10 protein-coding genes are annotated in these 12,257 nt (G+C 58.7%); 3 read left to right on the top strand and 7 right to left on the bottom strand.

All coding sequences use genetic code 11. The features are described from left to right. Positions 1-50 precede the first annotated feature (50 nt). Positions 51-710 carry a YggS family pyridoxal phosphate-dependent enzyme gene (locus U8330_RS19235; RefSeq protein WP_323106862.1) on the bottom strand — a complete coding sequence of 220 codons (660 nt, stop codon included), beginning with the start codon at positions 708-710 and terminating at the stop codon, positions 51-53. Between the two features lie 231 nt (positions 711-941). Here U8330_RS19235 and leuS point away from each other — a divergent pair, with 231 nt between their 5' ends. The 3 genes from leuS to holA are packed head-to-tail and all read left to right on the top strand — an operon-like array spanning position 942 to position 5,169. Next, complete coding sequence (leuS, locus tag U8330_RS19230; protein ID WP_323106861.1) at positions 942-3,572, top strand: leucine--tRNA ligase; 2,631 nt, start codon at positions 942-944, stop codon at positions 3,570-3,572. After that, positions 3,559-4,095, top strand: a complete 537-nt coding sequence (locus tag U8330_RS19225) for a hypothetical protein (RefSeq protein WP_416236883.1) — start codon at positions 3,559-3,561, stop codon at positions 4,093-4,095. Before leuS ends, U8330_RS19225 begins: the two co-directional genes overlap by 14 nt. Before the next feature lie 39 nt (positions 4,096-4,134). Continuing rightward, on the top strand, positions 4,135-5,169 hold the full coding sequence (holA, locus tag U8330_RS19220; RefSeq protein ID WP_323106859.1) for a DNA polymerase III subunit delta: 1,035 nt from the start codon (positions 4,135-4,137) through the stop codon (positions 5,167-5,169). Positions 5,170-5,252: 83 nt separating this feature from the next. On the opposite strand, the gene U8330_RS19215 is transcribed toward holA, so the two are convergent. The 6 genes from U8330_RS19215 to rho form a co-directional block, all read right to left on the bottom strand. Then, positions 5,253-6,143, bottom strand: a complete 891-nt coding sequence (locus U8330_RS19215; protein ID WP_323106858.1) for a ParB/RepB/Spo0J family partition protein — start codon at positions 6,141-6,143, stop codon at positions 5,253-5,255. 34 nt (positions 6,144-6,177) lie between these two features. Further along, entirely contained in the window at positions 6,178-6,972 is a 795-nt protein-coding gene (locus tag U8330_RS19210) for a ParA family protein (protein WP_323106857.1), read from the bottom strand. Continuing rightward, positions 6,959-7,612, bottom strand: a complete 654-nt coding sequence (gene rsmG / locus U8330_RS19205) for a 16S rRNA (guanine(527)-N(7))-methyltransferase RsmG (RefSeq protein WP_323106856.1) — start codon at positions 7,610-7,612, stop codon at positions 6,959-6,961. The genes U8330_RS19210 and rsmG overlap by 14 nt, the downstream gene beginning before the upstream one ends. Then, on the bottom strand, positions 7,609-9,486 hold the full coding sequence (mnmG, locus tag U8330_RS19200; protein WP_323107370.1) for a tRNA uridine-5-carboxymethylaminomethyl(34) synthesis enzyme MnmG: 1,878 nt from the start codon (positions 9,484-9,486) through the stop codon (positions 7,609-7,611). Before mnmG ends, rsmG begins: the two co-directional genes overlap by 4 nt. A 59-nt stretch (positions 9,487-9,545) precedes the next feature. After that, positions 9,546-10,859 (bottom strand): tRNA uridine-5-carboxymethylaminomethyl(34) synthesis GTPase MnmE, encoded by a 1,314-nt coding sequence (mnmE, locus tag U8330_RS19195; protein ID WP_323106855.1) that lies wholly within the window; start codon positions 10,857-10,859, stop codon positions 9,546-9,548. A gap of 76 nt (positions 10,860-10,935) precedes the next feature. Continuing rightward, entirely contained in the window at positions 10,936-12,201 is a 1,266-nt protein-coding gene (gene rho / locus U8330_RS19190; RefSeq protein ID WP_323106854.1) for a transcription termination factor Rho, read from the bottom strand. Positions 12,202-12,257: the final 56 nt, after the last annotated feature.

Genomic DNA, 12,257 nt, shown 5'->3' with positions numbered 1-12,257 from the left:
GCCTGCAGAACCCGGCTCCGTGCCGGGTTTTCGTTTGCAGCATCTGCTTTCTAACGGGCACCGAAGAGCGCGGATCCCACCCGGACACTGGTCGCACCGAAAGCAATGGCGGTCTCGAAATCGCTGGACATACCCATGGAAAGCTTTTCCACGGCATTGTCTCGCGCAAGCTGCTCCAGAAGCGCGAAGTGCGGTCCAGGGTTTTCCTCCGCCGGCGGAATACACATCAGCCCTTCGATCGTCAGTCCAAGCTCGGCACGGCAGAGCGCAAGGAAGGCTGGCACCTCATCGGGCGCCACGCCGGCCTTCTGGGGCTCTAGCCCCGTGTTCACCTGAACATAGAGACGCAGGGTCCTGCCTTGGCGCGCCATTTCGTCCGCCACGGCCCGGGCGATCTTCTCGCGGTCGATTGTTTCGATCACATCGAACAAGGCTACGGCATCGCCTGCCTTGTTGGATTGCAGGGGGCCAATCAAATGCAGGACGAGACCCGGATAATCGGCTTTCAACGCCGGCCACTTTGCTTGCGCTTCCTGAACCCGGTTCTCGCCAAAGACGCACTGGCCGGCATTGAGGACAGGGCGGATCTCCTCTTCCCCGAAGGTCTTGGAGACCGCGACCAGCGTCACCGTCTCCGGCTGCCGATCGGATGCGCGACAGGCCGCTCCGATCCGGGCGGTGATCTCGGCATAGTTGTCGGCACTGCTCATGGATCGGCTCCCTGCTTCGAACTCTCGCTCTGCCTATAGGCGCAAGCTTCGTGAACGCCAACAGCGAGCCCGCGCGCACGTGCTCAAAAACTTGACGCTCACGCCGTTTCATGGTGAAGGTCTGCGCGCAAAACGCTCCGATGGCGACGCTTTGCAGGCGTTTGCCTGCAGCCTTCCAAGACATGCCGACGCCGGGGAATGACCGAGCCACCAATCCGGAAAATGACGCTTATGGCCACCGAACGCTACAATCCGCGCGACGCCGAGCCCCGTTGGCAGCGGGTCTGGGAGGAACGCGGCGTCTATACGACCGACAACGACGATCCGCGCGAGAAATACTACGTGCTGGAGATGTTCCCGTACCCCTCGGGGCGGATCCACATGGGCCATGTGCGAAACTATGCGATGGGCGATGTCGTGGCGCGGTACAAGCGGGCGCGCGGTTACAGCGTTCTTCACCCCATGGGGTGGGATGCCTTCGGCATGCCGGCGGAAAATGCGGCCATGGAACGCCATGTGCATCCGGCAGCCTGGACCTATCAGAACATCGCCTCCATGCGTGCGCAGCTGAAGGTCATGGGCCTGTCGCTGGACTGGAGCCGCGAATTCGCCACCTGCGATGTCGCCTACTACCAGCAGCAGCAGCACCTGTTCCTGGATTTTCTTGAAAAGGGCCTCGTCTACCGCAAGCAATCCAAGGTCAATTGGGATCCGGTCGATCATACGGTCCTCGCCAACGAGCAGGTGATCGATGGTCGTGGCTGGCGCTCTGGCGCCCTGGTTGAACAGCGCGAGTTGACGCAGTGGTTCTTCAAGATCACCGATTTCAGCCAGGATCTCCTCGACGCGCTGGACACGCTGACCGAGTGGCCGGAGAAGGTACGGCTGATGCAGAAGAACTGGATCGGCCGTTCGGAGGGCCTGTCCATTCGCTGGCCGCTGGTTGAAAGCCCGAAGGATTGCAACGACACCGAGATCGAGGTCTACACGACCCGTGCGGATACGCTGTTCGGCGCCTCTTTCGTCGCCATTGCCGCCGACCATCCGCTTGCCAAGGCGCTTTCAGCCGGTAACGGCGAGATTGACGCCTTCTGTGAAGAATGCCGCCGTGCGGGAACGTCTCTCGCAGCCCTCGAGACCGCCGAGAAGAAGGGTATCGATACCGGGCTGAAGGTTCGCCATCCACTCGACCCTTCCTGGGAACTGCCGGTCTATATCGCCAATTTCGTCTTGATGGATTACGGCTCTGGCGCGATCTTCGCCTGCCCGTCCGGCGATCAGCGCGACCTGGATTTCGCGCGCAAATACGGTCTGCCGGTCGTGCCGGTGATCATGCCGAAGGATGGGGACGCTGCGACCTTCGCCATCGGCGACACCGCCTATACGGGCGATGGCGTCATGATCAATTCCCGTTTCCTTGATGGACTCTCGACAGAAGAAGCCTTCGAGCGCGTGGCCAGTCAGCTCGAAGGCACAATGCTGGATGGCCGGCCACAGGCGGAGCGCAAGGTGAACTTCCGCTTGCGTGACTGGGGTATTTCGCGCCAGCGCTATTGGGGCTGCCCGATCCCGGTCATCCATTGTGACGCCTGCGGTGTGGTTCCGGTGCCGAAGGAAGACCTGCCGGTCAAGCTGCCGGACGATGTGACGTTCGACAAGCCGGGCAACCCGCTCGACCGCCACCCGACCTGGCGCCACGTCGCCTGTCCGCAATGCGGAGCCGATGCGCGGCGTGAAACCGACACGATGGACACGTTCGTCGATTCCTCCTGGTATTTCATGCGCTTCACCGCGCCGTGGGAAGCGCAACCGACCAACCCGGTTGCGGCGAACCGCTGGATGCCGGTGGACCAGTATATCGGCGGCATCGAGCATGCGATCCTGCATCTGCTCTATTCTCGCTTCTTTACCCGCGCCATGAGCGTGGCCGGCCATGCCGACATTGCGGAACCGTTCCGTGGATTGTTCACGCAGGGCATGGTTGTGCACGAGACCTACCGCCGAGCGGGAGAAAACGGGCGGGACTGGGTTTCGCCAGCCGAAGTGCGGATCGACGAGGTCGACGGGGTGCGACGCGCCGTGTTGATCGAAACCGGGGAACCGATCGAGATCGGCTCGATCGAGAAGATGTCGAAGTCGAAGAAGAATGTCGTCGATCCCGACGACATCATCGCCTCCTATGGCGCCGACACGGCCCGCTTTTTCGTTCTGTCGGATTCCCCGCCGGATCGTGACGTGATCTGGTCGGAGGCAGGCGTCGAGGGCGCGCACCGTCTGGTTCAGCGCATCTGGCGTTTGATCAGCGAAGCGGCACAGGCGCTCGCAGCCGCCAAGCCTGTACCTGCACGAGACGGAACGGGCCTTGCTGTGTCGCAGGCAGCGCATCGCATCTTGAAGGCAGTCGAGGCCGATTACGACCGCTTGAACTTCAACAAGGCCATTGCCCGCCTCTACGAGCTCGTCAACACGCTGGCCGGCCCGCTGACCGAACTGGCCAAGACCAGCGACGATGCTGCCATGGCTGGCGCCCTGCGGGATGCGGTCGAGATCCTCATCCATCTCTTTGCCCCGATCATGCCGCATCTGGCAGAACAGTGCTGGGTCGAGATCGGTGGAACCACTTTGATCGCCGAGTCTGCCTGGCCGCGCTATGATGATGCGCTCGTGGTCGAGAACACCGTCACCTTGCCCGTGCAGATCAACGGCAAGAAGCGGGGTGATTTGACAATCGCGCGGGATGCCGATCAGAGTGCCGTAGAGCGCGCTGCGCTGGAGCTCGAGGCCGTCCGCACAGCACTGGATGGCCGGGTGCCGAAGAAGGTTATCGTCGTTGCGCAGAGGATCGTGAATGTCGTCGTTTGATTTTGCTGCTCGCGCAAGACATTTGACCATGGCTGCTCTTGCAGCCTGCTTGACCCTTTCTCTGAGCAGCTGCCAGGTTCGGCCGCTCTATGCGGACGGCGCTGCCGGGGGCCCGGCCAAGGCGCTGGGGGCGATCGAGATTTCCGAAGCCACGGATCGCGTGGGTCAGCAGGTTCGCAACAGCCTGATCTTCCTCACCTCCGGAGGCGCTGGCGAGCCAGCGGTTGCCGACTACAATCTCGCCCTGACTGTCACGCATGAGACCCGCAACGTTCTCTATGACAAGCGCAACGATCGTGACATGGCCGCAGCTGGCCGGGTCGTCGTTCGGGCAGATTACAACCTGACGCGCGTCAAGACGGGTGAAACCATCCGGTCTGGTAGCCGATCGGCCATCGCGCTTGTCGATTTTCCGGTTCAGGAATTTGCCAAACTCCGCGCTATCCGAGACGGCCAGGACCGGGCAGCGAAAGAGCTCGCGGAAATCATCCGCGCCGATCTCGCAGCTGCACTTGGTCGGTAAGGTGCTGCCCCATCAGCGGGACCGGGAAGGGTGCTTGTCGTGAGCGAGGTCAAGTCGCATGAGTTTGACCGTCTGATCGAGCGTGACTTACCCAGTCAGCGCCTTTATCTGCTCTATGGGCCGGACCGGGGGTTGATCTCCGAACGCGCGGCAGCCATCGCTGCAAAAACCGGGGTCGATCTCAAAGATCCTTTTTCGTTGATCCGACTGGACGGGAGCGATCTGCAGCAAGCGCCTGGTCGCCTTGCCGACGAGGCCAACGCGCTTGGTCTTTTTGGCGGGCAGAGACTCGTTTGGATCAAGGCGAGCGGCTCTGAGAAAGGCCTGATCGAAGGATTTGCCCATCTCGCCGCCGAACCACCGCGCGACGCTTATCTCCTCATCGAGGCTGGCGACCTGAAGAAGACCGCTCCGTTGCGCAAAGCCGGCGAGACCGCACGATCCGTGTTGTCTATTGCTTGCTATGCAGACGATGCCCGTTCCCTGAATGCGCTGATCGATCAAGAGCTTGGGAAGGCAGGTCTGCGCGTGACCCCGGAAGCACGCGAACTGTTGCGTGACTCGCTTGGCGGCGATCGGATCGCATCGCGCAACGAAATCGCCAAGCTGGCACTCTATTGCCGCGATATGCCGGTCATCGAGGAAAGCCACATTTCCGAGATCATCGGCGATGCGAGTGCCGCCTCTGTGGACGATGCGGTCGACGCGGTGCTTAAGGGCGACATGGAACAGCTGACCGCCGCATTGCGAAAGATTACCGCATCCAAGACTCCCATCTTCCTCGTCCTTCAGTCCTGTCTAAGGCAGTACCAACAGCTGGACCTCATGCGAAGCGAGATGGACGCAGGGCGGCGTCAAGCTGGCGATGTGATTGCAACGCTGGGCCGGGGTCTTCACTTCCGACGGAAGCCTATTGTCGAGGCGGCTCTTCGCAGCGCGACGCCTGCCGGTCTGGCGCGTGACCTGAAACGACTACAGGCAGCGATTTTCCAGAGTCGTAGCCGGGCTGCACTGGAAGACGACATCGCTGCACAAGCTCTTCTGGCCGTCGCCGCCCAAGCCCGCCGCGGCTAGGACTTCAGGTCACCGACACCAGAGGACCGTGTGCTACGCCGGCCGACGGGCCCACTCGCGCAAGCCATTGGGCAAAGGCGCCGCTAAGACCGACGTTCGAGCAAGCGGCAGATTTCCTCGAGCTGGTCGAGCGTCTTGTAGCTGATCTTGAGGTGTCCGCCAGTCGCCTTATGGCTGACCGAAACATCCAGGCCGAGGCTGTCCGTCAGGGATCTTTCCAGCGCGATCGTGTCCGCATCCTTTTCAGGCCGCGACTTCGCCCCTTGGTCCGGAGCATTCTGCAGGCGGATATCGTTCTGTGCCAGCTTTTCCGTATCACGCACAGACAGACCCTTGGCGATGACGGCACGGGCCAAGGTTGTCGGGTCGGAGGTCGGAATAAGAGCCCGCGCGTGGCCAGCCGACAGGGCGCCGGCGGAGAGCATCTCTCGCACCGGCTCTGGAAGCTTTAGCAGTCGGAGACTGTTCGCAACATGGCTCCGGCTTTTGCCGACAATATCGCCGAGATCATTCTGTGTGTAACCATGCTCTTCCATGAGTTGATCATAGCCGAGCGCCTCTTCAAGCGGATTGAGATCGGACCGTTGGACATTCTCGACAATCGCAATTTCGAGCGCGGTTCGGTCGTCAACATCGCGGAGGATAACCGGGATCTCCGAGAACCCTGCGAGCTGCGCTGCCCGCCAACGCCGTTCACCGGCGATGATCTCATAACGATCGCCCGGCATCGGACGAACCACAACAGGTTGGACAATGCCATGCTGTCGAATCGACGTTGCCAGATCCTGCAGTTCTGCTTCATCAAAGGTGCGGCGAGGATTGCGCGGATTACGGCTGATGAACTCGATCGGTATCTTGCGGTCGGCAGCAACCGGCTTGGTCGGTTCGCTTTCCCTGCCAATTGGCTGGTCCATTTCGCCGATCAAGGCTGCAAGACCGCGGCCGAGCCGCCGGCGTGTCGGATCTTCACTCATCACTCAATCCACAATCGTTACAAAGCCGAATCGATCAGGCTGCCTTGCGCTGCCGTTCTCTTTGAATCACTTCAGACGCCAACTGGAGGTAGGCTTGGCTTCCTGCACATTTCAAGTCGTAGAGAATAGCAGGTTTACCATAGGAAGGGGCTTCCGATACGCGAACATTGCGAGGGATCAAGGTATGGTACACCTTGTCTCCCAGATGTGTCCGGACATCGCTCACGACCTGTTGAGCCAGGTTATTTCGGGAATCGAACATCGTAAGGACGATTCCTTGAATATCCAGCGAGGGATTCACGGTCCGGCGGATCTGGTCAACAGTTTCGAGCAACTGACTCAACCCCTCCAGAGCAAAAAACTCGCACTGCAATGGGACAAGCACCGAATGCGCGGCCGCCATCGCATTCATCGTCAACAGATTAAACGACGGCGGGCAATCGACGAGGATATAGTCGTAGGCCAAGGCGTCCGGAGCGTTCACAGCCTTTCGGAGCCGAAACACACGATCGGAATGGCTGGAAATTTCCATTTCCAGCCCAAGAAGATCCATCGTTGAGGGGACGATAGAAAGATTTGGAACAGCGGTCTTCAGGACAGTCTCCGCGATCCCGTGGGTTCCAATCATCAACTCGTAGGAGGAAACAAGTCGGTCACGACGGTTGATGCCTAGCCCGGTGCTGGCATTCCCCTGAGGATCAAGATCGATGATTAAAACCGATTCGCCGATTGCTGCGAGTGCCGTTGCGAGATTGATGGCCGTTGTGGTTTTTCCAACGCCACCTTTCTGGTTCGCGATGGTGATGATGCGGTTCTTATCGCGCGTCATGCCTAGCTCCTGCAGCAATAGGGCGCCGCGTCAGGCGAGAAATCTCAAGAACAACCGAATCCGGCTCGACCCTGCTTTGATGCTTTACCAGATCGAATTGGAACTTGCCACGCGCGTTAGCGATTTCGGATTCATAATCCCGCCCTTTATGGAGATAGCTGACAAGCTCTGTATTCCTGTTCGCCCATGGCACGATCATTTCCAGGAGAGATGGAAGGCTAGCAAGCGCCCGGGCAGACACGGCTTGAATGTCAGTGATGGCCTCATCAGCATCTTCGATTCGCACCGAATGCACACTGCCTTTCGCCCCAGTCTCCTGCAGGGCAACTCGGAGGAACGATGCCTTCTTGTGATTGCTTTCGACAAGATGCACCCATCCTCCTTCAACTTCACGAAGCAGGATGGCAGTCACCACACCTGGAAAACCGCCGCCGCTTCCAAGGTCCAGCCACTGAAGAGGGCTCGGATTCAGTGCAAAGAGTTGTGCACTGTCTTTAACGTGGCGATCCCAGACCTGTGACAGAGTGGACGGTGCCACCAGATTGATGTGCCGTGCCCATTTCTGGAACAACGCGACAAATTGCTCCAAGCGGGAATAGGTTTCACGTGAAACATGCGGAAGGAGGTCGAGACTCGTCATGCGCGCAACTCCGCGGGCGTCTGGCGTGGATCATCACGCCTGATGTGCCCGAGGATCAGCAGAGCTGCCGCAGGAGTCATTCCGTCAACTTGCTGTAGCTGAGCAAGATTTCGCGGTCTCACACGTCCCAGTTTCTGCTTGAGCTCGTTCGAGAGTCCGGGGAGCAGCAAGTAGTCGAAGCTATCGGGAATCAATCGCTCTTCCTCCCGCCGGACAACAGCAATGTCCGCGGATTGTCGTTCCATGTATACGGAGTATTGGGCTTCGGTTTCCAACGCTTCGCGAAGCTTGACCGGTATCTCGACGATCTCTGGCCAGATAGACGAAAGGCGATCCAGTGAGACCTCGGAATAGGAAAGAAGGTCAAAAGCTGTCCGCCGTTGCCCATCCTTGTTGATGTTCAGGCCGTAGTGAGAGGCTTCATTCGGTGTGAGAGAGACAGACTGCAAAAAGGTTTTCCATTCATGGAACGACGCAGACCACGCCGAGAAGCGCTCGCGCCTCGCCAAGCCAACACAGCCGAGTTCGTCGGCCTTCGGCGTCAACCGCATATCCGCATTGTCTGCGCGAAGTGATAGACGGTACTCCGCGCGCGATGTGAACATGCGGTAGGGTTCAGCCACACCACGAGATGTGAGGTCATCGACCATGACCCCGATGTAGGAGTCGGTCCGCGAGAACACGTAGGGTGCACGCGCTGCAGCGAAGAGCGCAGCATTCAGACCCGCGACAAGTCCTTGGGCAGCGGCTTCCTCATACCCGGTTGTACCGTTGATTTGCCCTGCCAGGTATAAGCCACTTACTTTCTTCAGGGCGAGTGTTGGCGAGAGCTCCCGCGGATCAATATGATCGTATTCGATGGCGTAGCCCGGTTGAAGGATTGTGACTGCTTCCAGCCCCGGGATGGTGCGTATGAACTTCTCTTGAATGGAGGCTGGCAGCGAGGTCGAAATCCCGTTTGGATAAACTGTGTGGTCGTCCAAGCCTTCGGGCTCAAGAAAGATTTGGTGACCATCCCGCTCTCCGAACTTGACGATCTTGTCTTCAATCGATGGGCAGTATCGTGGGCCAACACCTTCGATCTGGCCGCTGTACATGGCGGATTGCCCCAGGTTCTCTTCGATGATCCTGTGTGTTTCAGGCGTTGTTCGTGTAACACCGCAGTCGATCTGACGGTTCAGGATGTGATCGGTCATGAACGAGAAAGGCACAGGTTCTTCGTCCGGGCCTTGGCGTCCAATGCTGTCCCAACGAATGGTCCGACCGTCCAGGCGAGCAGGTGTGCCAGTCTTCAACCGGCCAAGCTTGACACCGAGGTTGGCAAAGGTTTGAGACAGGCCGATCGAGGGCGGCTCACCAACGCGACCCGCTGGGCGTTTCTCCTGACCGATATGAATAAGGCCTCGGAGGAATGTTCCTGTCGTGATCACCACTGCAGCGGCTTTGTAATGCTGCTCATCCGCAAGGATGACGCCGCGTATTGCCGAGCCGTCGCGGATCAAGTCAGTGACATCGCCTTCGATGACAGTCAGATTTGCAAGCGCCTCGATTTCCGCGCTCATGACTTCCCGGTAGAGCTTCCTGTCCGCCTGAGTCCTTGGTCCCCTGACTGCCGGACCTTTCCGTCTGTTCAGGAGCCGAAACTGAATTCCGGCGGCATCGGCGACGCGCCCCATGAGGCCGTCGAAGGCATCAACCTCGCGGACAAGGTGACCCTTGCCCAAGCCACCAATTGCAGGGTTGCAGGACATCACGCCAATCGTATCGCGCCGATGGGTGATGAGGGCCACTGCAGCGCCAAGGCGGCACGCAGCCGCGGCAGCTTCCGTACCAGCATGGCCGCCTCCAATGACAATCACATCGAAGCTCTTGATCATTTCGATTCCGATTCAATTGTTTCACGTGAAACGTACGAAGACTCGCTTACGTTGCGCTATTTGCCGATGCAGAACTCGGAGAAGATGACATCGAGGAGATCCTCAACATCAACCTTGCCTGTGATTCGACCTATAGCATGGGCTGCTTGACGAAGATGCTCTGCTTGCAGGTCAAGTTGACGGGCAATGAGAGATCTTCTGATCGCGTCGCTGACTTGCCGAAGATGATCTCTTTGCCTTTCACGCGATGGCAATGAGAATGATTCCATTCCAGACAGAGAAGGAAGAGCGTCTTCGAGGCGCGCTACAAGGTTTTCCATACCCTGTCCAGTGATCGTAGAGAGACCAATCACAGTTGGATCCGTATTCCACGAATCACGTCGCTGATCAATCTTGGTTGCCACGCGCACAATCGGTGCAGATGCATCCTCGATCTGCTGGAAGCCGTCGGACGTTTCTGAGAGTAGGAGAATGAGATGGGCGGAAAGGGCAGCCTCTCTCGCACGCCTTATTCCTTCTTGCTCGACCACATCGTCTGTTTCCCGAAGACCTGCGGTATCGACAAGTTTTACCAGGAATCCGGCTAAGGAAAGGTCTACAGAAATGATGTCCCGAGTCGTTCCTGGGACTGAGGTGACGATCGCCGCTTCCCGCCGAGCCAAGGCATTCAGCAGGCTCGACTTTCCTGCGTTTGGTGCGCCAATGATCACAACGTGTAGCCCGTCGCGAATGATCTCTGCTGCGTGCCCGGCAGCAAGATGGTGATCGATCTCCATCTGTAGAGCTGACATATCCTCCCAGATCCCCGCACTGACCGACCCGGGAACATCTTCCTCATCTGCGAAGTCGAGTTCAGCCTCGATCATTGCTCGAGCGTGGGTCAGGCGCTGAGCCCAGCCAGTGTAGAGACTGGAAAGAATGCCGCGCGCCTGCTCGCTGGCAAGCCTCCGCTGCATTTCAGTCTCTGCCGAGATCAGATCAGCCAGCCCTTCGATCTCAACGAGGTCAAGCTTACCGTTCAAGAATGCTCGGCGTGAAAATTCCCCAGCGTCTGCGTGGCGGGCACTCGGGAAGGAGGCGAGCTCGTCCAAGACTGCCTTTACCGTTGCACGGCCACCATGGAGATGCAGTTCCAGGCAATCTTCGCCCGTGAAGGATGCGGGTCCAGGAAACGGAATGACAATGCCTTGATCGAGAATATCTCCGTTTCGCGTGCGAATCGTTCTCAGGCTGGACAGCCGAGGTGGTGGAAGATCCCTGACGAGACTTGTTCCTATCGAGAAAGCTTGCCGTCCGCTGAGCCGGATGACCGCAACGCCGGAGGGCAGTCCGCCACTTGATAGTGCAAAGATCGTATCGCGGTTGCTCATCGTCATTCCTCCCTCTCAAACGCAAAATCCCCGGGCAGAGCCGGGGATCGCACAGAGATATTCCAGGCTTGTCCGATCAGGTGTTCATGGAGTCGAAGAAATCGCCGTTCGTTTTCGTCTGCTTCAGCTTGTCGATCAGGAACTCGATCGCATCCGTCGTTCCCATCGGAGCAAGGATACGGCGAAGCACGAAAATCTTCTGGAGATCCTGGCGCGGAACCAGCAGGTCTTCCTTACGTGTGCCGGACTTGAGAATATCCATAGCCGGGAAGATGCGCTTGTCGGCCACCTTGCGGTCGAGCACGATTTCCGAGTTACCGGTGCCCTTGAACTCTTCGAAGATGACTTCATCCATACGGCTACCCGTATCAATCAGCGCCGTGGCGATAATGGTCAGCGAGCCGCCTTCTTCGATATTTCGCGCAGCACCGAAAAAGCGCTTCGGCCGCTGCAGCGCGTTGGCGTCGACACCACCGGTCAGGACCTTACCCGAAGACGGAACCACGGTGTTGTAGGCACGACCGAGGCGCGTGATCGAGTCGAGCAGGATGACGACATCGCGTCCGTGTTCGACCAGGCGCTTCGCCTTCTCGATGACCATCTCCGCCACCTGCACATGCCGGGTGGCCGGCTCGTCGAAGGTGGAAGACACGACCTCCCCCTTCACCGAGCGCTGCATGTCGGTCACTTCCTCCGGGCGCTCATCGATCAATAGAACGATCAGGTAGCATTCCGGATGGTTGGCAGTGATCGAATGGGCGATGTTCTGGAGGAGAACGGTTTTACCCGTGCGCGGCGGCGCGACGATCAGACCACGCTGGCCTTTGCCCAGCGGCGCAACAAGGTCCATCACGCGTGGCGAAAGATCTTTCGAGGTCGGGATTTCGAGTTCCATCTTGAACCGCTCATTGGGGTAGAGCGGCGTCAGATTGTCGAAATGCACCTTGTGGCGGATCTTCTCTGGGTCCTCGAAATTGATCGTGTTGACCTTGAGCAGTGCGAAATAGCGTTCGCCTTCCTTGGGCCCACGGATCGGCCCTTCCACGGTATCGCCTGTTTTCAGCGAGAAACGGCGGATTTGCGAGGGCGAGATGTAGATATCGTCCGGGCCCGGGAGGTAATTGGCGTTGGCAGAGCGCAGGAAGCCAAAGCCATCCTGCAGAAGCTCGACAACGCCTTCACCGATGATTTCCACATCCTGTGCGGCCAGCATCTTCAGGATCGCGAACATCAGTTCCTGCTTGCGCATGACGCTGGCGTTTTCGACCTCAACTGATTCGGCGAAAGCCAGAAGGTCGGTCGCGGATTTGTTCTTGAGGTCTTGAAGCTTCATTTCAGCCATGAAGAGGGTCACACTTTAGCAAGGAGAACTGGAAGGGTGGGCGTAGTGTCTGAAGG

This window comes from Rhizobium sp. CC-YZS058 (genome assembly GCF_034720595.1).
GTDB lineage: Bacteria > Pseudomonadota > Alphaproteobacteria > Rhizobiales > Rhizobiaceae > Ferranicluibacter.
The sequence above is the reverse complement of the archived record's forward strand: the minus strand, read 5'-3'. Positions and strand labels throughout refer to the sequence as shown.

Bases quoted from the DNA above. Each gene is read 5' to 3' on its own strand.
- U8330_RS19235 (WP_323106862.1), bottom strand. From the start codon at position 710: ATGAGCAGTGCCGACAACTATGCCGAGATCACCGCCCGGATCGGAGCG.
- leuS (WP_323106861.1), top strand. From the start codon at position 942: ATGGCCACCGAACGCTACAATCCGCGCGACGCCGAGCCCCGTTGGCAG.
- U8330_RS19225 (WP_416236883.1), top strand. From the start codon at position 3,559: ATGTCGTCGTTTGATTTTGCTGCTCGCGCAAGACATTTGACCATGGCT.
- U8330_RS19215 (WP_323106858.1), bottom strand. From the start codon at position 6,143: ATGAGTGAAGATCCGACACGCCGGCGGCTCGGCCGCGGTCTTGCAGCC.
- U8330_RS19210 (WP_323106857.1), bottom strand. From the start codon at position 6,972: ATGACGCGCGATAAGAACCGCATCATCACCATCGCGAACCAGAAAGGT.
- rsmG (WP_323106856.1), bottom strand. From the start codon at position 7,612: ATGACGAGTCTCGACCTCCTTCCGCATGTTTCACGTGAAACCTATTCC.
- mnmE (WP_323106855.1), bottom strand. From the start codon at position 10,859: ATGAGCAACCGCGATACGATCTTTGCACTATCAAGTGGCGGACTGCCC.
- rho (WP_323106854.1), bottom strand. From the start codon at position 12,201: ATGGCTGAAATGAAGCTTCAAGACCTCAAGAACAAATCCGCGACCGAC.